This is a genomic window from Actinoallomurus oryzae (genome assembly GCF_039541955.1).
GTDB classification, from domain to species: domain Bacteria; phylum Actinomycetota; class Actinomycetes; order Streptosporangiales; family Streptosporangiaceae; genus Actinoallomurus; species Actinoallomurus oryzae.
The window spans coordinates 25,542-47,237 of record NZ_BAABHF010000019.1; the positions used below are offsets into that span (position 1 = coordinate 25,542).

The 21,696-nt window shown below is 72.0% G+C and carries 20 protein-coding genes; 16 read left to right on the forward strand and 4 right to left on the reverse strand.

The annotated features are described in order from the left end of the window. Nucleotides 1-18 precede the first annotated feature (18 nt). Genes ABEA10_RS14465 through ABEA10_RS14485 form a run of 5 tightly spaced genes read left to right on the forward strand, consistent with a single transcriptional unit; the run spans nt 19 to nt 5,416 of the window. On the forward strand, nt 19-1,473 hold the full coding sequence (locus tag ABEA10_RS14465) for an aldehyde dehydrogenase family protein (RefSeq protein ID WP_345463188.1): 1,455 nt from the start codon (nt 19-21) through the stop codon (nt 1,471-1,473). Between the two features lie 13 nt (nt 1,474-1,486). Beyond that, entirely contained in the window at nt 1,487-3,109 is a 1,623-nt protein-coding gene (locus tag ABEA10_RS14470; RefSeq protein WP_345463191.1) for a thiamine pyrophosphate-binding protein, read from the forward strand. Further along, the gene (locus ABEA10_RS14475; RefSeq protein WP_345463194.1) at nt 3,106-4,275 is read left to right on the forward strand and encodes a CaiB/BaiF CoA transferase family protein; all 1,170 of its coding nucleotides are present in this window, start codon (nt 3,106-3,108) and stop codon (nt 4,273-4,275) included. The genes ABEA10_RS14470 and ABEA10_RS14475 overlap by 4 nt, the downstream gene beginning before the upstream one ends. Before the next feature lie 23 nt (nt 4,276-4,298). After that, nucleotides 4,299-4,949, forward strand: coding sequence for a GntR family transcriptional regulator (locus ABEA10_RS14480; RefSeq protein WP_345463197.1), 651 nt, complete (start codon nt 4,299-4,301; stop codon nt 4,947-4,949). Then, a complete protein-coding gene (locus ABEA10_RS14485) occupies nt 4,946-5,416 on the forward strand; it encodes a RidA family protein (protein WP_345463200.1) in 471 nt (156 codons plus the stop codon). Before ABEA10_RS14480 ends, ABEA10_RS14485 begins: the two co-directional genes overlap by 4 nt. On the opposite strand, the gene ABEA10_RS14490 is transcribed toward ABEA10_RS14485, so the two are convergent. From ABEA10_RS14490 to ABEA10_RS14500, 3 genes are all read right to left on the reverse strand, one after another. After that, nucleotides 5,388-6,020, reverse strand: a complete 633-nt coding sequence (locus ABEA10_RS14490; protein WP_345463203.1) for a GntR family transcriptional regulator — start codon at nt 6,018-6,020, stop codon at nt 5,388-5,390. The genes ABEA10_RS14485 and ABEA10_RS14490 overlap by 29 nt on opposite strands. Before the next feature lie 166 nt (nt 6,021-6,186). Next, complete coding sequence (locus ABEA10_RS14495) at nt 6,187-6,885, reverse strand: 4-carboxy-4-hydroxy-2-oxoadipate aldolase/oxaloacetate decarboxylase (protein WP_345463206.1); 699 nt, start codon at nt 6,883-6,885, stop codon at nt 6,187-6,189. A gap of 99 nt (nt 6,886-6,984) precedes the next feature. Further along, nucleotides 6,985-8,364: an MFS transporter gene (locus ABEA10_RS14500; RefSeq protein WP_345463209.1), complete on the reverse strand. Its 1,380-nt coding sequence runs from the start codon at nt 8,362-8,364 to the stop codon at nt 6,985-6,987. 246 nt (nt 8,365-8,610) lie between these two features. Between ABEA10_RS14500 and ABEA10_RS14505 the strand changes: the two genes are divergently transcribed. The 4 genes from ABEA10_RS14505 (at nt 8,611) to ABEA10_RS14520 (ending at nt 11,856) form a co-directional block, all read left to right on the forward strand. After that, a complete protein-coding gene (locus ABEA10_RS14505; RefSeq protein ID WP_345463211.1) occupies nt 8,611-9,537 on the forward strand; it encodes a DUF6282 family protein in 927 nt (308 codons plus the stop codon). Beyond that, nucleotides 9,534-10,322, forward strand: coding sequence for an NAD(P)-dependent oxidoreductase (locus tag ABEA10_RS14510; RefSeq protein ID WP_345463213.1), 789 nt, complete (start codon nt 9,534-9,536; stop codon nt 10,320-10,322). Before ABEA10_RS14505 ends, ABEA10_RS14510 begins: the two co-directional genes overlap by 4 nt. A gap of 62 nt (nt 10,323-10,384) precedes the next feature. Then, nucleotides 10,385-10,990, forward strand: coding sequence for a GntR family transcriptional regulator (locus tag ABEA10_RS14515; protein ID WP_345463215.1), 606 nt, complete (start codon nt 10,385-10,387; stop codon nt 10,988-10,990). Between the two features lie 20 nt (nt 10,991-11,010). Next, nucleotides 11,011-11,856: a DUF72 domain-containing protein gene (locus ABEA10_RS14520; protein ID WP_345463218.1), complete on the forward strand. Its 846-nt coding sequence runs from the start codon at nt 11,011-11,013 to the stop codon at nt 11,854-11,856. Between the two features lie 58 nt (nt 11,857-11,914). On the opposite strand, the gene ABEA10_RS14525 is transcribed toward ABEA10_RS14520, so the two are convergent. Continuing rightward, nucleotides 11,915-12,814 carry a FadR/GntR family transcriptional regulator gene (locus tag ABEA10_RS14525; RefSeq protein ID WP_345463221.1) on the reverse strand — a complete coding sequence of 300 codons (900 nt, stop codon included), beginning with the start codon at nt 12,812-12,814 and terminating at the stop codon, nt 11,915-11,917. Between the two features lie 83 nt (nt 12,815-12,897). Between ABEA10_RS14525 and ABEA10_RS14530 the strand changes: the two genes are divergently transcribed. The 7 genes from ABEA10_RS14530 to ABEA10_RS14560 all read left to right on the forward strand — a co-directional run bounded on the left by ABEA10_RS14530 (nt 12,898) and on the right by ABEA10_RS14560 (nt 21,571). Continuing rightward, nucleotides 12,898-13,758, forward strand: coding sequence for an HpcH/HpaI aldolase/citrate lyase family protein (locus ABEA10_RS14530; RefSeq protein ID WP_345463224.1), 861 nt, complete (start codon nt 12,898-12,900; stop codon nt 13,756-13,758). 153 nt (nt 13,759-13,911) lie between these two features. Then, nucleotides 13,912-15,366, forward strand: a complete 1,455-nt coding sequence (locus tag ABEA10_RS14535) for an MFS transporter (RefSeq protein ID WP_345463227.1) — start codon at nt 13,912-13,914, stop codon at nt 15,364-15,366. Continuing rightward, on the forward strand, nt 15,363-15,944 hold the full coding sequence (locus tag ABEA10_RS14540) for a MaoC family dehydratase (protein ID WP_345463230.1): 582 nt from the start codon (nt 15,363-15,365) through the stop codon (nt 15,942-15,944). The genes ABEA10_RS14535 and ABEA10_RS14540 overlap by 4 nt, the downstream gene beginning before the upstream one ends. Further along, nucleotides 15,941-17,146 (forward strand): CaiB/BaiF CoA transferase family protein, encoded by a 1,206-nt coding sequence (locus ABEA10_RS14545; protein WP_345463233.1) that lies wholly within the window; start codon nt 15,941-15,943, stop codon nt 17,144-17,146. The genes ABEA10_RS14540 and ABEA10_RS14545 overlap by 4 nt, the downstream gene beginning before the upstream one ends. Before the next feature lies 1 nt (nt 17,147). Continuing rightward, nucleotides 17,148-18,311 carry an acyl-CoA dehydrogenase family protein gene (locus ABEA10_RS14550; protein WP_345463236.1) on the forward strand — a complete coding sequence of 388 codons (1,164 nt, stop codon included), beginning with the start codon at nt 17,148-17,150 and terminating at the stop codon, nt 18,309-18,311. Between the two features lie 151 nt (nt 18,312-18,462). Next, nucleotides 18,463-19,845, forward strand: a complete 1,383-nt coding sequence (locus ABEA10_RS14555; protein ID WP_345463239.1) for an MmgE/PrpD family protein — start codon at nt 18,463-18,465, stop codon at nt 19,843-19,845. 511 nt (nt 19,846-20,356) lie between these two features. Then, nucleotides 20,357-21,571: a sialidase family protein gene (locus tag ABEA10_RS14560; protein ID WP_345463242.1), complete on the forward strand. Its 1,215-nt coding sequence runs from the start codon at nt 20,357-20,359 to the stop codon at nt 21,569-21,571. Nucleotides 21,572-21,696: the final 125 nt, after the last annotated feature.

Below are 21,696 nucleotides of genomic sequence, written 5' to 3' on the forward strand. Positions count from 1 at the left end.
TCCATGGAAGGTGCTCAGATGACGACTGCGGTGCGGAGCCTCGTCGGCGGCCGGTGGCGGGACGGGTGCGGAGCCGCCCGTACCTCGGTGAATCCGGCGCGCCCCGGCGAGGTGGTCGCCGAGTTCTCGGCGGCCGGCGACCAGGACGCCGAGGACGCGATCGCCGCGGCGAACGCGGCGGCCCACGCGTGGGCGCGCACGCCCATCCACGAACGGGCCGCCGTGCTGCGCCGCGCCGCGGACCTGCTCGACGCCCGTGCCGAGCCCGTGGGCACGGAGTTGACCCGCGAGGAGGGCAAGACCCGGCCCGAGGGGATCGCGGAGGTGCGCCGCGCGGCGGAGATCCTCCGGTTCCAGGCCGATGAGGCCAACCGGGACGCCGGCGAGATCTACGCGTCGCCGCGCCGGGAGGAGCGGATCCTCGTGGTGCGCAAGCCGCTCGGCGTCGTCGCGATCGTCACGCCGTGGAACTTCCCGATCGCCATCCCCGCATGGAAGATCGCCCCCGCGCTCGTGCACGGCAACTGCGTCGTGTGGAAGCCCGCGAGCCTCGTCCCACTCCTCGCCTACCGCTTCGCCGAGGCCCTCGTCGAGGCGGGACTGCCCGCCGGCGTGCTCTCACTCCTGCTCGGCCCCGGATCGACCGGGTCGTACCTGGCCCGGCATCCCGGCGTGGCCGCGGTGAGCTTCACCGGCTCCACCGAGATCGGCACGGAGCTCATGGTGACCTGCGCGGGACTGCGCAAGCCCGTGCAGACCGAGATGGGCGGCAAGAACGCGGCCGTCGTGCTCGCCGACGCCGACCTCGACGTGGCCGCCGAGCAGATCGTGCTCGGTGCCATGCGGTCGACCGGGCAGAAGTGCACGGCGACGTCGCGGCTGATCGTCGAGGAGCCGGTCTCGGACGACCTGCTCGCCCGCGTCCGCCGCCGGCTCGACGGGCTGAACGTCGGCGACCCGCTCCTGGAGGAGACCGACATGGGCCCGGCGGCCTCGCTCGACGCCCGCGACTCGATCTTCGCCGGCATCGACGGGGCGGTGGCCGACGGCGCCGAGGTCCTCACCGGCGGTCGCCGTTTCGCGGACGAACGCGCGGACGCGGCGTTCGTACCGCCGACCCTGCTCCGCCTGTCCTCCACCGGCCCGGCCGTATGGCGCGAGGAGGTGTTCGGGCCGGTCCTGTCGGCCGTCACCGCGGCCTCGGCCGACGAGGCGTTCGCACTGGCCAACGACTCGGCGTTCGGGCTCGCGGCGTCGGTCTTCACCGAGGATCTCGGCCGGGCCATGCGCGCCGTCGACGAGTGCGCCGTAGGCGTCCTGCACGTGAACTCCGAGACCGCCGGCGCCGATCCGCATGTGCCCTTCGGCGGGGTAAAGGACAGTGGGTCGGGGCCGAAGGAGCAGGGGCGGGCGGCGCGCGAGTTCTTCACCCACACCACGACGGTCTACCTGCGCCCCGGCGCGCGAACCTGAAAGGAGAGCCGCCATGGAGGAGGCATCAGTCGCCCGGCGTGTGCTCGAGGCGTTCGAGCGGGCGGGCGTACGTAAGGCGTTCGGCCTGCCCGGGGTGCACAACCTCGCGTTCTGGCGCGACGCCGGACCGGGCACTCCGGAGATCGTCGGTGTGCGGCACGAGCAGACCGCGGTGTACGCGGCCGACGGGCTGGCGCGCGCGACCGGCGGGCTCGGTGTCGCCCTGACGACCACGGGACCCGGCGCGGCGAACGCCGCGGGGGCCTTCGGTGAGGCCGCCGCGGCCGGGTCGCCGGTCGTGCTGGTCGCCAGCGAGGTGTCCACGGCGCTGCGCCGGCCGGGGACCGTACGGGGCATCCTGCACGAGTCACGCGACCAGGCCGGCATCTTCGCTCCCCTGGCCAAGGCGGTGTACCGGCCGCGGACCGCCGCGGAGGCCGGTGCGGCGGTCGGCGACGCGGTGCTGACCGCCTTGTCCTGGCCGCGCGGACCGGTCTACGTCGACATCCCGACGAATGTCCTCACCGAGCCCCTGCCGCCGATCGAGGTCTCCGCGCCGACACGCCGGTCCCCTGGCCTCGGGCAGGTCGACCGGCTGGCCGCGCTGCTGGGGGAAGGCGTCGGCACCGTGATCTGGGCCGGCGGAGGCGTCGTGCAGTCCGGCGCCGAGCCTGAACTGGTCGCGCTGGCCGAGCGCCTGGACGCGCCGGTGGTCACCACGTACGCCGCGCGCGGCTCGATGCCGCCCGGTCACCCCCTGCACGTCGGCCTGCCGCCGCACGAGCCCGAGGTGGCCGAGCTCATCGAGAAGACGGGCCTGCTGCTCGCCCTGGGTACCGGCTTCGACGGCATGATGACCAGGAACTGGCGGATGCCCTTGCCCGGCCGTCTGGCGGTGGTGAACTGCGCCGAGGAGGACCTCGCCAAGAACCTCACTCCGGACGTCGCCGTACTGGGCGACGTCCGCACCGTGCTGACGGAGTTGCTCGGTCTCCTCACGCCCAGACCTGCGGGAGCCGCGGAGGGGCTGGGGGCACTGCGCGAGGCGACCCGCGGCCGTCTGAGGGCCGACCCGCGCACCGCCGAGGCGATGCGGTTCCTCGCGAGCGTGGAGTCCGCGCTCGGCGAGGACACGGTGGTCGTCTGCGACATGGCCATCCCCGGCTACTGGTACGGCGGGTACGGACGGGTCGCGGGCGGACGCCTGCTGCAGTACCCGGTCGGCTGGGGCACGCTCGGCTACGCCCTGCCCGCCTCGGTCGGACCGGCCGCGGACGGGCGGCCGACCCTCGTGATCTCGGGCGACGGCGGCCTGATGTTCGCGCTGGGAGAGTTCATGACGCTGGCCGAACGCCGCCTGCCGGTCACCGTCCTGGTCCTCGACGACGGCGGTTACGGCATGCTCCGGTACGACCAGGAGGTCGCCGGCGACCCGATCCGCGGCACCGACCTGCGCAACCCGGAGTGGGAACGGCTGGGCGAGGCGTTCGGCGTCCCCGCGACCGTCGTCGACGGGGTCGGTGAGGCGCTGGCGGGCGCACTCGCCGAGGCGCTCTCCGATCCGGGGCCACGGCTGGTCGTCGGACGAGCCGCGTTGCTGCCCCCGAAGACGACGTCGCCGAGGTGGTTCGAGTGACCGGCCCGCTGGACGGCGTGCTCGTCGCCGACTTCTCCCGCGTGCTGTCGGCCCCGCTCGCGACGATGTTCCTCGCCGACCTCGGCGCCGACGTGATCAAGGTGGAGCGACCCGGCGCCGGCGACGACACCCGGCAGTGGGGACCGCCGTACTGGGGGGACCAGAGCACCTACTTCCTCGCGGCCAACCGCAACAAGCGCAGCGTCGCCCTGGACCTGCGAACCGATCGCGGCCGGAAGGCCGCGCTGACGCTGGCCGCACGCGCCGACGTCGTCGTGGAGAACTTCCGGCCCGGCACGATGGACTCCTTCGGCCTCGGTTATGAGGCCGTACGGGAACCCAACCCCCGCGTCGTGTACTGCTCGGTCTCCGGCTACGGATCCGGAGCGGGCCGCGACCGTTCCGGCTACGACTTCGCGGTGCAGGCCGCCGGCGGGCTGATGAGCATCACCGGGCCGGCCGACGGGGAGCCGACGAAGGTCGGCGTCGCGCTCGTGGACGTGCTGACCGGCCTGCACGCGGTCATCGGCGTCCAGGCCGCGCTGTACGAGCGGCGGCGGACCGGACGCGGGCGGCACGTCGAGGTCAACCTGCTCTCGTCGCTGCTCGCGAGCCTGGCGAACCAGGCCTCGGCCTTTCTGTGCACCGGTGAGGTGCCCGGCCGGCTCGGCAACGACCATCCGAGCATCGCGCCGTACCAGCTCGTGCGGACCGCGACCCGGCCGGTGGCCCTCGCGGTGGGCAATGACGTGCAGTTCCGCGCGCTGGCCCATGCCTTCGACGCGGACGACCTGGCCGCCGACCCGCGGTTCGCCACCAACCGGGACCGGGTGGCGAACCGCGGGGCGCTGGATGAGGCGCTGGCCGGTCTGCTGTCGGCGTTCGACGCTGATGAGGTCATCGCGCGCTGCGCGGCGAACGGGGTGCCCGCCACACCGGTGAACGACCTGGCACAGGCGTTCGCGCTGGCCGAGGAGCTCGGGCTGGACCCGGTCGCGCGGGAACCGGAAAGCGGCTGGGCGCCGCAGGCGGCGAACCCGATCAGGTTCGACGGGGAGATTCCGGCGTATCGGCTGCCGCCGCCAAGGCTCGGCGAGCATGACAATGATATTCTCCGCTGGCTCGATACAATGGAAGAAAATCCGATGACTCCTGGAGCACGTTGATGTCACTCCCGAAACGGACATTCGTGCGTCCACCCACCGCACAGGAGGCCGTTCTCCGAGAACTGCGCGACGCCATTATCAGCGGAGCGATCGCGCCGGGCACGCAGCTTCTCCAGGAGGAGGTGGCAGAGCAATTCGGCGTCAGCCGGGTCCCGGTGCGCGAGGCACTGCGCATCCTCGAGGGCGAAGGCCACCTGACCCACACGGCGCAGCGCGGCTACTATGTCACCGCGCTCGACATCGACGACCTGGTCGAGATCTACCGGCTGCGGCAGCTTCTCGAGTCCGCCGCCGTCCGACACACGGCCGGCCGGCTCACCGAGGCGAACCTGACGGTCATGCGCGAACTGATCGAAAAGATCGACGAGGCGGGCGCCGCCGATGATATCGGCGGCATCGCACGCGCCAACCGGGATTTTCACTTCGTGCTCATCGACTCGCCGGGGCAGGCGCGCCTCGTACGCCTGATTCATCAGCTGTGGGATGTCTCGTCCCCGTATCGCTCGCACTATTTCGCCGGTAAGGAAAATCGGGAACGGCTACAGAAAGAACACCGCGCGATTCTGCGTGCCGCCACCGCCGGAGACACCGAAAAAGTGATCGAACTCCTGGATCTGCACCGCCGTAACGCCATCGCCGAACTCGCGGCCGCACTCAGCGAGCAGCCGTCGTGACCCCGCGCGAACGGGCCGTGAGCCTGGGCATCGACCTGCCGCCCCCGGCACGTGCCCTCGGCGCCTACACGCCGGTCCGCGTGGAGGGCCGGCAGGCCTGGGTCTCGGGCCACACGGCGCGCCGGCCGGACGCCGGCCGCGTGACCGGTGTGGTCGGCGAGGACGTCGACGTGGCGACCGCGCGGGACGAGGCGCGTACGGCGGCGATCAACCTGCTCGCGGCGCTGGAGTCCACCGTCGGAATCGACGCCGTCGACGGGGTCCTGCACCTGCGCGGGTACGTGCGCGCCGCCTCCGGCTTCACCGAGCATCCGCGGGTGATCGACGGGGCGTCGGACCTGCTGCACGAGGTCTTCGGGACCGATGGCGCGCACGCGCGTACGGCGGTCGGCGTCGCGTCGTTGCCGGGAGGTGCGTGCGTCGAGGTGGAGGCGGTCTTCACTCTGCGGGCCGCGGACCCCCGCTGACCGTGCTGCGGATCGACTCGACCGTGCCGGTCCGGTGGGTGTGCATCGTCTCCAACATCGCGTCGACGTCGTGGTCACGCGCGGCGTTGAGGAGCCGCCGGTGCTCCTGGCGGTCGCGCAGCTCCGACAGGCGCGTCTTCATGTAGTAGGAGCGGTAGAGGTCGGAGACGTCCCACATCTGGCCGAGGATGCGCAGCAGGTGCTTGCGCCCCGACATCTCGAACAGCGCGAAGTGGAACCGCCGGTGCGCGGCGAGCCACTCGCTCCAGTCCGCCTCCTTCTCCGCTCGGATCATGGTGTCCAGATCGGCGGTCATCGCGGCGACGGTCTCGGCCGAGATGTTGTCCACGGCCTCCCGCAGGGCCTCGCTTTCGAGGATCTGCCGGATGTCCTGGATCTGCTGGAGCTCCTCGACGTCGATCCGGGTCACCTGGTAGCCGCGGTGCGGTGAGTAGGTGACCAGCCCCTGCCCTTCCAACGTGCGCAGCGCGTCACGGACGGGCACCCGGCTCACGCCGTAGCGTTCGGCGATCTCGTCCTGCATGATCTGGCTGCCCGGAACCAGGTCACCGCTGAGGATCTCGCGCCGCAGCTCCTGCAGCACCGCGGCCTGCGCGGTAGGTGGACGCTTACTCGGCCCAGGACGCACTGCATACACTCCGAATGCCGGACAACGGTAGGAAGCACCTCGACCCTCAGCCTATGCGGTCGGCCGGCCTGTGCGGGCGGCGCCGGCGGCGTGAGCGCACCGGCCCTCCCGTCGCTCCGCGTCAGCCCTCGGTGTACTCGGCGGCGGTGACGTACTCCACGCCCTGCTCGCGCAGGAGGGTGCGGAGGTCGTAGCGGTCGAGGCCGAGTTGGCCGGCGGCCAGGGCCGCGCGGGTGGCCTCCTCCTTCTCGGTCCGGGCCCGGGCCTTCCGTACGCCCTCGGTGGCGTCGGCGCGGGGGACGCACAGGACGCCGTCGTCGTCGGCGAGGATGACGTCTCCAGGGCGGACGAGGCCGCCGCCCACGACGACCGGCACGTTCACCGCGCCGGCGGTCGCCTTCACCGTGCCCTGGGCGCTCACCGCGGCCGACCAGACGGGGAAGCCCATGGCGTTCAGTTCGGCGACGTCGCGGACGCCCGCCTCGATGACCAGCCCGCGTACGCCGCGGGAGCGCAGTGACGTGGCGAGCAGTTCGCCGAACATCCCGTCGGTGCACGGCGAGGTCGTCGTGACCACGAGGATGTCGCCGGCCGTGCACTGCTCGACCGCCGCGTGGATCATCAGGTTGTCGCCGGGCGCGCACAGCGCGGTGACCGCGTTCCCGGCGATGCGTGTGCCGCGCTGGATCGGGCGCAGGCCCGTGCCCAGGTACCCGATCCGGCCCAGCGCCTCGTGCACGGTCGCGACCCCGTACCCGGCGAGGTCGTCGACCACCGTCAGGTCGGTGCGCGTGATGTCGGTGACGACCACCTTCCTCATGACGGCTTCCCGGTGACCTGGGGGTAGAGACGCATGTACGCCTCGCCGCGCGCCGGCTTTTTAGTCGTCATGGGATCCTCCTGCATCTCGGTGTGCGTTTCAGACGGCGCTCGGCGCGGCCGCCGGCTCGGCGTTCGCGTCGAAGTCGACGTTCCGGGTCTCGGGCCCGATCAGCGCGCCCGCCAGAATGAGGACGCCGCCCAGGACGAGCAGCACGACGGGCGTGTACGTGTAGGGGATGAGGTGTTTCAACCAGTCCTGGTAGTAGGCGTAACCGGCCGTCACCAGCAGCGGAAGGCTGTAGCCCATGCCGAAGCCGCTGCCGCGGACCGCGGCCGGGAACCGCTCGCAGATGTAGGACGGCGTCACCGCGAACATGCTGGCGCCGCTGAGCCGCACCAGCAGGGTCAGGACGAAGACCAGCGGCAGGCCCGACCACGGCCCCTCGGCCAGGAACGCGAACGCGGCGGCGCAGACGACTCCGACGCTCACTCCGCAGGCGATGAAGAACGTGCGGCGCCCGATCCGGTCCGTCAGCGCGCCGATCAGCGGGAAGCAGAAGGTGTGCACGAACTGCGCGAGCACCAGCGTGCCGGTGATCTGCGTCGGGGTCAGCGTCGTCTGGGAGCCGAGCAGCGTGGGGAGCAGCCCGGACGCCATGTTGGAGGCGAACCAGACGCCGGCCATGAGAACGAACACCTGCCAGAAGCTGCGCCGGGCGGAGCCGAACAGGACGGTCTTGAGCGGGTTCTCGCGCTGCTTCGTCCGGGCGGAGGCGAGCCAGACCGCCGACTCGCGCACCGTACGTGAGTAGTACACGAGGAAGATCACGCCGAGGACCGCGCCGGCCGCGAAGGGGACCCGCCAGCCCCACACGGCGTAGGCCGAGTGGGGTCCGCCCGCCGGGGCGATGTGCAACATCAGGAAGCTGAGCAGCGAGATCGAGCAGTACGACAGCGGGAATCCGATGCTGACCAGGCTTCCGTACAGGCCACGGCGCCCGTTCGGGGCGATCTCCATGGCGAGCGGGATGGCGCCGGTGTACTCGCCGCCGAGGAAGACGCCGTCGACGAACCGCAACAGGATCATCGCGGCGACGGCCCACAGTCCGATCTGCGCGTGACCGGGCAGGGCGGCGATGATCCCGGTGGTGACCGCGCAGCCCGCGACCGACAGCAGCGTCACCCGCCGCCGGCCGACGCGGTCGGCGAGCCGGCCGAAGATGAGCGAGCCGAGCGGGCGGCCGATCAGCGTGGAGACGAAGACGGCCGCGGTGATGATCGCCTTGGTCCCCGGCGGAACGGAGGACGGCACGAAGTAGGACAGGGCGGGGGCGAGCGCGATGGTCGGCAGGTAGACGTCGAACATGTCGACGAAGAAGCCGAACGCCCCGCCGATCACGGCGGCTCGGCGCTGGGCGGTGTCGGGAGCGGGGGCGGGGGCGGGGGCTGGGGCGGGCGCGGGCGGGGTCGAGGTCATGGAGCACCAAGTCCGGAGCCCGCCGGAGGCCGCAAGCGGGCTCCAATTGTTGACAATCGTGTGGCCAATCGTGGGGCGACAAACCGCGACTGTCAAGGGGCCGGTCGCGAGCACTCCCCCTCAACACCCCGCTTCAAATGCTGAATCGCTCGCCATACTGACCGGGTCTTCACCGCACTCGCATTGCGAGCCCGTCCTTGGCGGAGTTAGATTGTCAACATTATTGCTGTACATTCGGAGACGAACATGACCAACGTTTCGCCCCCGTCCCCGCGGGCACGCGCCCTCGTCGAAGGCGCGTACGACACGCACATCCACGTCGCCCCGGACGTGATGGAGCGCCGGATCGACGACATCGACCTCGCGCGGCGGTTCGCCGACGTGGGGATGGCGGGCTTCGTGCTCAAGTCCCACTACGTACCCACCGCGGAGCGGGCCCAGGTCGTCCGCAAGGTGGTGCCCGAGGTCCGCGCCCTGGGCGCCATCACGCTGAACGGCTCGGTGGGCGGCCTGAACCCCTCGGCGGTGGAGATCGCCGGCCGCCTGGACACACGTGTCGTGTGGATGCCGACCGTCGACAGCCGCAACCAGCGGGACAGCCGGGCGCAGGACCCGGCGGGCGCCAAGCCGCCGATGTGGGCCGCTCTCCAGGACGACCTGCGGTCCGCCGGCATCGAGCCGCCGGCCGTCGACGTGGTCGGCGCCGACGGCACGGTCACCGAGGCCGTACGCGATGTGCTCACCGTCGTCGCCAAGCACGGCATGACCCTCGCCACCGGGCATCTCAACGCGGCGGAGATCGTCGCCGTCGCCGAAGCGGCCTTCGACGCGGGCGTACGCCGTGTCGTCGTGACGCACCCGGAGTTCACCTCACAGCGTCTCCCCGTGGACGTGCAGCGCCGGCTCGCCGAGCGCGGTGCGCTCCTCGAACGGTGCTTCACCACCGCGCACACCGGCAAGGTCACCTGGCGGCGGCTGCTGGACAACATCCGGGCCGTCGGGCCGGAGCACTCGGTGCTCTCCAGCGACCTGGGACAGCCGTTCAACCCGCCGGTCGAGGACGGCCTGGCGATCATGGCCGACACACTGCTGGAAGACGGGTTCTCCGAGAAGGAGATCCAGGTCATGGCGGTCGCCAACAGCCGCCGGGTCGCGGGCGAGGAGGCCCGATGACGGCCGCGGGGTGCGTCGCCGTACTGGGCCTCGGCGAGGCGGGCGGCGCGATCTCCCAGGACCTGGCCGCCGCGGGCGTCCGCGTGCGCGCCTACGACCCGCTGCCGCGGCCGTCGGACGGCCTCATCTCGTGTTCGGACGAGGCCGACGCCGCTCGCGGCGCCGACCTGATCCTCAGTGTGAACAGCGCGAAGGCCGCCGAGGACGCGCTGCGAGCGGGCCTGGCCGGTGTGGGTGAGGGCGCCGTGTGGGCGGACCTGAACACCGCCGCACCCGCGCTCAAGCGCCGGCTCGGGGAGCTGGCCGCCGAGGCCGGCGTCGCGTTCGCCGACGTGTCGCTCATGGCGCCCGTGCCGGGCAAGGGCCTGTTCACGCCCATGCTGGTGTCCGGCCCGGCCGCGCGCGCGTACGCCGGCCTGCTCGGCCCCGTCGGCGCGCGGGTCACGACGCTCGACGGACCCGCCGGGGAGGCGGCCACCCGCAAGCTGCTGCGCAGCGTGTTCTTCAAGGGCATGGCCGCGGCGGCGGTCGAGGCGCTGCACGCCGCCCGCCAGGCCGGGCTCGAGGACTGGATGCGGCAGCACATCGCCGAGGAGCTCGCCTCCGCCGACGAGAAGTTCGCCGGACGGCTGGAGACCGGCAGCTACCGGCACGCGGTGCGCCGTGCCGAGGAGATGCGCGCCGCGTCACAGCTGCTCGGCGAGCTGGACGTGCCCGCGCGGATCAGCGACGCGAGCCGCGCCTGGCTCGACCAGCTCGCCGGAGAGCCGGCGCCGGACCAGTGACCGCGGCACCGCGCCCGCCCGCCGGCCCGGCTCCTGGCACGAGCGGGGCCGGGAGCGACGGCGTGTCGGCGGCGATCCGTGAGGCGATCCTCGCCGGCGAGTTCGCGCCGGGGCAGCGCCTCGTCGAGGCGGACCTGTCCGCGCGGTTCGGCGCGAGCCGCGGAAGCGTGCGCGCGGCGCTGTTCGACCTGGCCAACGAGGGCATCGTCGAGCGTGTCCAGAACCGCGGCGCGCGCGTCCGCGCCGTCACGCTCGACGAGGCCATCGAGATCTGCGAGGTCCGCATGGCGGTCGAGGGCCTGTGCGCGGCCAAGGCCGCCGAGCGCATCACCGACGAGCAGATCGCCGAGCTCCGCGCGCTCGGCGCCGCGATGCGCGCGGCCGTGTCGGAGGGCCAGATCACGCGCTACTCCGAGCTCAACCAGACGCTCCACGGGCGGATCCGGCAGATCAGCGGCCAGTCGACCGCGGCCGGGGTGCTGGAGCGGCTCCGCGCGCAGAACGTCCGCCACCAGTTCCGGCTCTCCCTCATCCCCGGACGGCCGCACGTCTCCCTGGCCGAGCACCTGGCCATCATCGACGAGGTCTGCGCCCGCGCCCCGGAGGCCGCCGAACGCGCCGCCCGCCGCCACCTGCTGAGCGTCATCGACGCGCTCGGCTCCGTGTGACAGGCGCTAGCGTCGTTCTCATGCGGCTTCATGTGGGATGCGCGATGTGGACGCACGCGTCGTGGCAGGGCCGGTTCGTGCCCGCCTCCTCGCGGGAACGGCTGCGGTCGTACGCGACCTGGTGCAACGCGGTGGAGGGCAACACGACGTTCTACGCGACGCCGTCGCGGGAGACCGTACGGACCTGGGCGGAGCAGACCGACCCCGGCTTCCGCTTCGTGGTCAAGCTGCCCAAGGCGATCACGCACGAGCGCCGCCTCGGGGACGTCGAGGAGGATTTGCGGGCCTTCCTGACCGCGGTCGAGCCGCTCGGGCCGCGGGTCCACGCCCTGTGGGTGCAGCTCCCCCGGTCGTTCGCGCCGGGTGACGCCGGTGTGCTGGCCGGTTTCCTGCGGCGGCTCCCCCGGACGTACCGCACCGCGGTCGAGGTCCGCCACCCGGCGTTCTTCGAGGACGCGCGGGCGGCCCGGCTCCTGGAGCGGGTGCTGGCCGGCCCCGGCGCCGAGTGGGTGCCGTTAGACACCGTCACGCTGTTCCAGAGCCCGCCGTCCAGCGACGCCGAGCGGGACGCGTGGCTGAAGAAGCCGCGCGTGCCCCGCAGGATGGCCGCGCTCACCGACCGCCCGATCGTCCGCTACCTCGGCCGCGACGCCACCGAGCGTACGGTCGAGGGCTGGCAGGAGTGGGTCGGCACGGTCGCCGGCTGGCTGCGCGAGGGCCGCTCCCCCACGGTGTTCGTGCACACCCCCGACAACGCCGACGCGCCCGCGCTCGCCCGGCGCTTCCACGACGAGGTACGCGCACGCGTGCCGGAGCTCGAGCCGCTGCCCGAACCCGCGCCGGTCGAACCGCTGAGCCTGTTCTGACCGTACGGCCCCGCGCGGGGGTGAGGGCCGACGCCGAACGCCTCGGTGGGTCTCCTCCTCAGGCGCCGGGCCCGCCGCGCCAGGTGCCCGGGTGTCCGTAGAGCTCCCGCAGGTCGAGCAGGTGGTTGCGCATGGCCTCCTCGGCTTCGGCGGCCTCACCACGGTTGATGTGCTCGGCGATGGTGGCGTGGCAGGCATCGACCCCGTCCCACTCCTCCTGGGCGACGGCGGCGCGATCGAGCCGGGTGCGCAGCACGTCGCTGACCGGCTGACCCATCATCGTGAACATCAGGTTGCCGGTGGCCATGAGGATCAGAGTGTGGAAGTCCATGTGGGAGACGAAGCCACTCGGATCGCTGGAGTCCCGGGGGGCCGTGGCCGCGGCTCGCAACGCCTCGATGGTCTCCTCGTCGGCCCGTTGGGCGGCCAGCCGGGCGGCGGCGGGTTCGAGCAGGAGGCGGGCCTCGAGGAGGTCTCCGATGCCCAGTCGCGGGGTCGCCACCAGCACGCCGAGTGCGCCGCCGACGTCCTCGACCAGCTTGGCCGGGTCCGGCGCGGCGACGAACGAGCCGCCCTGGACTCCTCGCCTCGTCTCGACCAGGTGCTGGCTGGTCAACGCTCGCAGCGCCTCCCGGACCGTTGACCGGCTGACTCCGAACATCCTGGTCAGCTCGGCCTCCGCGGGAAGGCGTACGCCGGGTTCGAGGATGCCCCGCATGATCTGCGAGCGGAGCTCGTCAGCCACCTGCCGATAGGCCGGCCGGACCTTCTGGACGCGCAGATGCGCGGTCGGCGTCCCGTGGCGGCGCGTTCGGGCGCCGGTGCCGGCACCGGCGACGTCGCGGTGGTACGCGCCGTCGTCGTCCGTCGTGCCGTCGTCGTCCGTCGTGCCGCGGTCGCCGCCGGGCCCGGTCGCCGGAAGCGCGGCGGCGCCTCGTTGGTCCGGGGTCGGGGCCATGTGATCACGCTCCCCTTCGGTTGCATGCATCCTACCGGCGGTACGGATGGACCAGCGCGGCCAGATGTATAAAAGTCGGACGTATGAATCCAACCCCGCTCGACGCGCGGACCGCAGTGCTCGCCGCGCGCACCCTGCTGTTCGTTCCCGGTGACCGCCCGGACCGCTTCGCCAAGGCCGCGGCGTCCGGAGCCGACCTCGTCGTCCTCGACCTGGAGGACGCCGTCGCACCCACGGCCAAGCCGGCCGCCCGGGAGGCCGTGTGCGAATGGCTGGCCTCCTCCGGGCGACGCGCGATGGTGCGGATCAATCCGCCCGGGACCGAGTGGTACGCCGCCGACGTCCGCGCGGTGGCCGCCGTCGCTCAGGCCTCCGGCGGGACTCCCGCTCCGGCGATGCTGCCGAAGGCGCAGGACCCGGCCGAGGTGACCGCGCTCGTGTCCGCGCTGGGGCCGTCCGCCCACGTCGTACCACTGATCGAGACCGCACTCGGCATGCATCGCGCCGTCGAGGTCTGCGGCGTGCCCGGGGTCGTGCGGCCCGCGTTCGGCAGCGTCGATCTGGCGGCCGACCTCGGGATCGACCCGGACGACCGCGGCGCGCTGCGCCACGCGCGCTCGGCCCTCGTGCTCGGTGCCCGGGCGGCCGGAGCGGGTGCGCCGATCGACGGAGTGACGACGGCGGTGCGGGACGAGGCGGCCCTGCTCGCCGACTGCGCCCACGGCCTGTCCCTGGGCTTCACCGCCAAGTTGTGCATCCACCCGGCGCAGGTGGGACCGGTCGCGGCCGCGCTCTCGCCGACGCCGGAGCAGGTCAGGTGGGCTCGGTCGGTGGTCGAGGCGGCCGCCGCGGGCGGGGTCGCCGTCGTCGACGGGAAGCTCGTCGACGGGCCGGTGGTGAACCGGGCGCGCGCGGTGCTCCTTCGCGCCGCCGCGACGGCCTAGGCGGCCCGGCCCCGATCGAAGCCCACCCGCTCAAGGCCTTGCCGAGAGAAACGTCTGACATTTACCGTGTCCCAATCGCGAACACTCCGGTCACCCCGCCCGGTGCGGGTGGGCCCGCCGAGCGCGCACCGGAGCGCGCCGAGGGAGGACGCCATGACGACAGGCCCGTCTCGACCGACCGACACCGACATCGACATCGAAACCGGCACCGACATCGGCACCGATCCGGCCGGCTCCCCGGCCGTCCCGGACCCGGCGAGCACTGCGAGCACCGACCTCGCCGCCCGGCTCGATCGGATCCCGATCGCCACGCCGATGCACCGCCGCTGGGTATGGCTGCTCGGCTACCTGTTCATCTTCGACCTCGTCGACCTCAACTCGTTCGCCTACGCCGCCCCGGCGCTGCGCAGCGAGTGGAAGCTGTCGATCGGCGGCGTGGGAGCGATCACGTCGGCGGGCTTCGTCGGGATGTTCCTCGGTGCGATCGTCGGCGGCCGGCTGTCGGACCGCCTCGGCCGGCGCCCCCTGCTCATCGGCGCCGTGTTCTTCTACTCGCTGTTCTCGATGCTCAGCGCGTTCTCGACCGGCCCGCTGATGCTCGGGGTGCTGCGCGTGCTCACCGGATTCGGGCTGCAGGCGATGACCGGCGTGCTGCTGGTCTGGGTCAGCGAGATGTTTCCGCGGTCGCTGCGCGGCCGTTATCAGGCGCTGCTGCTCGCCATCGGGCTCGCCGGCGTGCCGATCGCGGCGTGGGTGGCTCGGCTCGTCGTCCCCCTGGGCCACGGGGCATGGCGGTGGATCTTCGCGGTCGGCGCGCTGGGCGCGATCGGCGGCGTGCTCGCGCTGCGCGTCCTGCCCGAGTCAGTGCGCTGGCGCGCGGCGCACGGCCGCACCGATGACCGTCGGGAGGCGGAACTGGTCGCGATCATGGAGGCGCAGGCCGAAGCGCGTACCGGGCAGCCGCTGCCGACGCCGGTGATCGACCAGCCGGTCGTTCCCGGGCGGTTGACCGAACTCCTGCATGGCACCACCCGTCGCAAGACGGTTGTCGCCGCCTTGGCGTGTGTGTTCCTGATTCTGTCCTTCTACGGGTTCAGCTCGTGGGTGCCGACCCTGCTGGTCGAGCGGGGCTACACCACGGCGCAGAGCCTCACGTTCTCCTCGATCCTCGCCATCGCCGCCGTGCCGGGCGCACTTCTCGCGCTGCCGGTCATCGACCGGTTCGAGCGCAAGACAGTGATCTTCGGGTTCCAGATCGTCGTCCTGGTGCTCCTGCTGCTGTTCGGGCTCGTCCACAGCCCAGTGGCGATCATCGTCTGCGGTTTCGGCGCGGCCATGCTGATGCAGACCGGCGTCGCGACGCTCTACACCTACATCGCCGAGGTGTTTCCGCTGCACCTGCGCGGCCTCGGCTCCGGGATCGCGAACGGATCGGGCCGCCTGGCGGGCGTGCTCGGCGGATTCCTGGTCGCCGGGCTGTACTCGGGGATGGGCCAGACCGCGGTCTACACCTACCTGGCGATCGCCGCGCTGCTCATGGGCCTGGTGATGGCGCTGTTCGGCGAGCGGACCACCAACCGGCGTCTCGAGGAGATCGAGCGCGAATGACCACCGATCAGCCGATGTTCGGCATCGAATCCAACGCAGAGGGAGTGAACGGCGTGGCGGTGAAAGCCGGCTGGCAGGGACGGTTCTATGAGGACTTCGAGATCGGAGACGTGTACCAGCATCCGCTGGGCCGCACGGTCACCGAGACGGACAACTCCTGGTTCACGCTCCTGACGATGAACACCAACCAGGCGCACTTCAACGCGCAGGTGGGGCAGTCCTCGGAGTTCGGCCGGATGCTGGTCGTCTCATCGCTGACCATCGCCATCGCGATCGGCCAGTCGGTCACCGACACGACCCAGAACGCCTTCGCGAATCTCGGTCTCGACGAGCTGAAGCTGACGGCCCCGGTATTCGCCGGCGACACGATCTGGTCGGAGTCGATCGTGCTGTCCAAGCGGGAGTCCGGTTCGCGGCCGCACGCCGGGATCGTCTCGATCAGGACTCGGACGCTCAACCAGGACGCGGTGGAAGTGCTGTCCTTCAAACGCACCTTCTACGTGCACAAACGCGACGCCGACCGTGCGAGGTCGCTGTTCCCGCAAGCCGCCGAGCCGCTGACGCTGGAGAACTCGTGAGGCCGCTCGAGGACCTGCGGATCGTCTCCCTTGAGCAGTACGGAGCCGGCCCGTTCGGTTCGATGCACCTGGCCGAACTCGGCGCGGAGGTCATCAAGGTGGAGGACCCGTCGGTGGGCGGCGACGTCGGGCGGACGGTGCCGCCCTACGACGAGGACGGCGACTCGCTGTTCTTCCAGTCCTTCAACCGGGACAAGTCCTCGATCACCCTGGACATCCGCACGCCCGAAGGCCGGGAAGTGTTCGAGGACCTGGTCCGGACCTCCGACGCCGTGTACTCCAACCTGCGCGGAGACGTCCCCGAGAAGCTCGGGATCCGCTACGCCGATCTGAAGGAGGTCAACCCGAGGATCGTCTGCTGTTCGCTGACGGGGTTCGGGATGACCGGACCGAGGTCGGCGGAGCCCGGGTACGACTACGTCCTGCAGGCGCTCGGCGGGTGGATGTCGCTGACCGGGGAGCCCGGCGGGGCACCGCAGAAAACGGGGCTCTCGCTGGTGGACTACTGCGGTGGGTACGTCGCCGCGATCGCTCTGCTGGCCGCGATCCACGCGGCCCGCCGCGACGGTGCCGGGACGGACTGCGACCTGTCGCTCTACGACACCGCGATCAGCCTCCTGACCTACCCGGGCACCTGGCATCTGACGGCCGGGTACGAGCCCACCAGGACCCGGCACTCCGCGCACCCGTCGCTGGTTCCGTTCCAGGCGTTCGAGGCGGCCGACGGGTGGCTGGTCGTGGGGTGCGCCAAGGAGAAGTTCTGGCACCGGCTCACCGAGGTGATCGGCCGCCCGGACCTGGCCGCCGACCCGCGCTACGCCACCTTCGCCGACCGCAACCGGAATCGGGACACGCTTCTGCGGCTGCTGGAGGAGATCTTCCGCACGCGGACGGTCGCGGACTGGCTGGCGCCGTTGTACGCGGCGTCGATTCCGTGCGCCCCGATCAAGGACGTCGCGGACGCCATGACCGACCCGCACACGCTCGAGCGGGAGCTGATCGCCGAGACGCCCCATCCGGCGTTCGGGACGGTGCGCAGCCTGCGGAGCGCGGTCCGGGTGGGCCCGCCGGGAGCGGACCGGGAGCCGACCCGGGGCGCACCGCCGATGGGGGCCGATACCGACCGCGTGCTGCGCGAGTTGGGCTACGACAACGACAAGATCGCCGCGCTGCGTGAGGCCGGCGTGCTGGGAAGGGGCTGACGTGGACTTCCGGCTGAACGATGGACAGCGACTCTTCCGGGACACGCTCCGGGACTTCGTCGACAGGGAGATCGTGCCGGTCGCGCGCGACTGGGAACACTCCGGGCGGTATCCCACGGAGATCGTCGAGGGCATGAAGCAACTCGGTCTGTTCGGGCTGGCCGTACCGGAGGAGTACGGCGGGATCGCCGCGGACACGGTGTCGTTCGCGCTGACCTTTGAGGAGATCTCGCGGGGCTGGATGGGCGTCGCCGGCATCCTGGGCAGCCATTCCGTCTCGTGTTTCATGCTCGCCAAGCACGGCACCGAGGAGCAGAAGGCCAAGTACCTGCCGGAACTGGCCACCGGAGAACGGCGCACCGGAATCGCGCTGACCGAGCCGGGCGCGGGCACGGACCTGCAGGGGATCCGGGCCACCGCGCGCCGCGAGGGCGACGAGTACGTCATCAACGGGACCAAGATGTGGATCACCAATGCCAGGCACGCCGACCCGTTGCCGGTCCTGGTGAAGACCGACCCCACGGCCACGCCCGCGCACAAGGGGATGAGCATTCTGCTCGTCGAGGCCGGGACGCCCGGGCTGGAGGTCGCCCGGGACATCGGCAAGCTCGGCTACAAGGGCCCCGAGTCCTGCGAGGTCGTGCTGGTCGACGTCCGGGTGCCGGCCGCACAGCTGCTCGGCGGCGTCGAGGGGCGTGGGATGCAGCAGGCGCTGTCCTCACTGGAGACCGGCCGGATCAACATCGCCGCCCGCAGCGTGGGCATCGCCCAGCGGGCGTACGACGAGGCGCTGGGTTACGCCCGCAAGCGCACCGCGTTCGGCCGGGCCATCGGGGACTTCCAGGCCGTGCAGCAGCGGCTGGCGGAGATCGCCGTGCGCCTGCAGGCCGCGCGGCTGATGACGTACTGGGCGGCCTCCCGGATGGATGACGGCGTCCGGATGGACACGGAGTCCGGCATGGCGAAGATCTTCGCTTCGGAGCAGGCGCTCGCCTGCGCGACCGATGCGATGCGGATCCACGGTGGTTACGGCTACTCGACCGAGTTCGAGGTCGAGCGGCTCTACCGGGACGCGCCGCTGATGTCCATCGGCGAGGGCACGAACGACGTCCTCCGTGGCGTCGTGGCGAAGTCGCTACTCGCCGGTAAGGCGACCATCCGGTGATGTTCCGGCCCGGTGACCTGGACGGTGTCCTCGGCGACCGCCGACGGGGCCGGTGCCGGATCGGCGGGCGAGCCCGGAGCTTCCCCTCCCGCCGGTCCCGGCCCGCCCGTGCAGCCGGCCTTCCGTCCATCCTCGACCAGGAGGCTTACCGATGACGATCAGTTCTGCCCGTACCGCTCTCGCTCGGCAGGTGGGCGAGTTCGCCGCCGGTGTCGACCTGTCCGACGTGCCCGCGGCCGTACGGGAGCGTGCGCGCCACCTCGTCCTCGACGCCGTGGGGCTGGCATTCGCCTCGACCGCCTACCGGTTCCCGGCCGTCGCGCTCGAGGCCCTGGCGGCGTTCGGCGGCGGTGACCACCCCGTGCTCGGCATGCGGGACCGGCTCTCCGCCCGGGACGCCGCGGTGCTGAACGGCGTGCTCATCCACGGCATGGACTTCGACGACACCCACATCCCCGCCGTAACGCACGTGTCCGCGGCCGCTCTACCGGCGGCCCTGTCCGCCGCGGTGAGCCGGCGCGCCACCGGCGCGGACCTGCTCTTGGCGTACATCCTCGGCGTCGAGGTCTCGGCGCGGGTCGGGCTCGGCGGCGCGGGCGGGTTCCACGATGTCGGCTTCCATCCGACGGCCGTGGCCGGTGCCTTCGGCGCCGCAGTGGCCGCCGGGAAGATCGCCGGGCTCGACGCCGACGGGTTCGCCGCGGCGCAGGGAGTGGTCGGATCGATGAGCGCCGGGCTGCTCGAGTTCCTGGCCGATGGGGCCTGGACCAAGCGCCTGCACCCGGGCTGGGCGGCGATGTCCGGCCTCACCGCGGCGAGCTTCGCCGCAGCCGGGTGGACCGGCCCGGCCGCGGTCTACGAGGGTCGCTTCGGGCTGTACAACACCCATCTCGCCGGGCACGAGGTCCGTCCCGAGGCAGTGGGAGCGGGGCTCGGTGACACCTGGGAGCTGGTCCGCACGGCGGTCAAGCCGTATCCCATCTGCCACTTCATCCACGCGTTCGCCGACGCGGCGCTCGCCGTACGCTCCGAGATCGGCGCAACGAAGATCGCCCGGATCCGGTGTGCGATCCACCCGGTGCCGGGCAAGGTCGTCTGCGAGCCGATGGCGGCGAAGCGTGCGCCGCGGGACGAGTACGACGCCAAGTTCAGCCTGCCGTATGTCGTCGCCGCGGCACTGACCCGTGGCCGGTTCACGCTCGCCGAGCTCGAGGACGACGCCCTTCGCGACGCCGACATCCTGGCCCTGGCCGAGAAGGTCGAGGTATCGGAGGATTCGGACAGTGCGTTTCCGGCCGCCTACTCCGGCGCCGTCGAGATAGAACTGGCCGACGGCCGCGTGCTTCGACACCGTGAGCAGATCAACCGCGGACATGACGAACGGCCGCTGAGCAACGCTGAGATCGTCGCCAAGTTCCGGGAGACGATCGGCGGGGTCGCCACCGATGCGACCGCGGACCGCGTGCTGAACGCCGTGCTCTCGCTCGGCGACGGCGCACCGGCCGCAGAGTTCGCGGAGGCGTGCCGCGCCTGACGGTCCGTCCGCGTCGGGATGCGGGTGGGCCGCGCCAGAGGACCCGGGACCGCAGGTCGCGGCCCCGGGCGCCGTCGAGTGTCAGACGACGCTGATGCCCGGCATCGGACAGAGCATCTTCTTCCGCGCCTGGAACTTCTTCTTCGCGGTCCACGGCACCGTCTTGCTCCGGCGACAATTCCGAGCACGGCGAAACCTTGGGTGGGGTTACCCGAGATACCGGCGACGACCGGACACACGACTCTGCGCTTTCCGGGAACATCCGCCGAAGTGCAGGGCGTGAATGCGAACCGCCGGCCATGGCATTTCTCCGCTATCGAGGAAAACGTCGACCGGACTCCACGGTGCGCAATTCGTCCGCACACGAGCGCGACGTCCTCGGGCACTCGACGGGACGGCGGCGCCGGGAGTCCGGCGGCGCGCGAGCGGCGGCGGGAGCCTTGACGCCCATCGCGGGCACCGTTAGCTTTCCTCGGACATAGGACGTCCTACGTCCAGATTGGGGAGAGGCATGCGTCTGCACAAGCGCGGCGGGCCGGTGTTCGCCGCAGGGGTCACGGCCCTGCTCGCGGCCGTGGCCGCCGGCGTGACACCGGCCCAGGCGGCGACGGCCCAGGCGGCAGCGCCCGGGTGCGAGGTCTCCGTGCCGTACACGGCCGGAACCGAGGGCTACAGCGCGTTCCGCATACCGGCGGTCATCACCACGAAGTCGGGTGACCTGCTGGCGTTCGCCGAGGGGCGGTCGGACGGGCTCGGCGACGCGGGGAACATCGACACGGTCGTGAAGCGCTCGACCGACGGAGGCTGCACCTGGCAACCGTTGCGCGTCGTGCAGGACAGCGGCCCGAACACCTCCGGCAACCCCGCGCCCGTCGTCACCGCGAGCGGCCGCATCGTGCTGCTGACCACCTACAACGCGGGCACCGCGACCGAGACGCAGATCCTGCGCGGCCAGGTGCCGGCCGAGGACAGCAGGCGCGTGTTCACCCAGTACAGCGACGACGACGGGGCCACCTGGTCCGCGCCACGCGAGATCACCGCGACGGCCAAGCTCCCGGACTGGCGCTGGTACGCCACCGGCCCCGGGCACGCGACGCGGCTGACGCACGGACCGCACCGCGGCCGGCTCGTCGTCCCGGCGAACCACTCCGTCGCGCCGCCGGCGGGCTCGGCCGACCTCGGCTCGGAGGCGAAGTACTACGGCGGGCACGACCTGTACAGCGACGACGACGGCCGTACCTGGCACATCGGCTACGTCGACGACAACACCGACGGCCAGGTCAACGTCAATGAGACCTCCGCCACCGAGCTGCCGGACGGGCGCGTCTACTTCAACACGCGCGACCAGAACGGCACCGCGGACGGGAACCGCGCCGACGCCTACAGCCTGGACGGCGGCCGGACCCTGCGCCGGCCGTTCCAGCCGCAGCCGGCGCTCGCCGGACCGGTGGTCGAGGGCAGCGTCCTGCAGGCGCGCGGGCCCAAGGCGCCGCTGCTCTACTCCGGCCCGGCCGATCCGAGCAAGCGAGCGGTCATGACGCTGCGCACGAGCCGCGACGGCGGTGTCACGTGGCGGTCGGCGCTCACGCTCTCGCAACTGCCGGCGGCCTACTCCGACCTCGTCCAGATCGACGCGCGCACCGTCGGCCTGCTGTACGAGACGGGCAACGCCGGCGCCAACGAGACGATCACCTTCCGCCGCATCGACCTGCGCGACCTGTCCTGAGAAGACCGCCTGGCGCCCCCCGCTCGGCAGGGCATGGGGTACCAGACGTCGCCCGGCGGACCCGGGCGCGAAAAGTCGTCGGGCCCGGGACGGTGGCGTCCCGGGCCCGGTATCCATGCCGGAGG

Coding starts and splice junctions, on each gene's coding strand:
- ABEA10_RS14465 (WP_345463188.1), top strand. CDS start 19: ATGACGACTGCGGTGCGGAGCCTCGTCGGCGGCCGGTGGCGGGACGGG.
- ABEA10_RS14470 (WP_345463191.1), top strand. CDS start 1,487: ATGGAGGAGGCATCAGTCGCCCGGCGTGTGCTCGAGGCGTTCGAGCGG.
- ABEA10_RS14495 (WP_345463206.1), bottom strand. CDS start 6,885: ATGAGGAAGGTGGTCGTCACCGACATCACGCGCACCGACCTGACGGTG.
- ABEA10_RS14500 (WP_345463209.1), bottom strand. CDS start 8,364: ATGACCTCGACCCCGCCCGCGCCCGCCCCAGCCCCCGCCCCCGCCCCC.
- ABEA10_RS14505 (WP_345463211.1), top strand. CDS start 8,611: ATGACCAACGTTTCGCCCCCGTCCCCGCGGGCACGCGCCCTCGTCGAA.
- ABEA10_RS14510 (WP_345463213.1), top strand. CDS start 9,534: ATGACGGCCGCGGGGTGCGTCGCCGTACTGGGCCTCGGCGAGGCGGGC.
- ABEA10_RS14520 (WP_345463218.1), top strand. CDS start 11,011: ATGCGGCTTCATGTGGGATGCGCGATGTGGACGCACGCGTCGTGGCAG.
- ABEA10_RS14525 (WP_345463221.1), bottom strand. CDS start 12,814: ATGGCCCCGACCCCGGACCAACGAGGCGCCGCCGCGCTTCCGGCGACC.
- ABEA10_RS14530 (WP_345463224.1), top strand. CDS start 12,898: ATGAATCCAACCCCGCTCGACGCGCGGACCGCAGTGCTCGCCGCGCGC.
- ABEA10_RS14535 (WP_345463227.1), top strand. CDS start 13,912: ATGACGACAGGCCCGTCTCGACCGACCGACACCGACATCGACATCGAA.
- ABEA10_RS14540 (WP_345463230.1), top strand. CDS start 15,363: ATGACCACCGATCAGCCGATGTTCGGCATCGAATCCAACGCAGAGGGA.
- ABEA10_RS14555 (WP_345463239.1), top strand. CDS start 18,463: ATGACGATCAGTTCTGCCCGTACCGCTCTCGCTCGGCAGGTGGGCGAG.
- ABEA10_RS14560 (WP_345463242.1), top strand. CDS start 20,357: ATGCGTCTGCACAAGCGCGGCGGGCCGGTGTTCGCCGCAGGGGTCACG.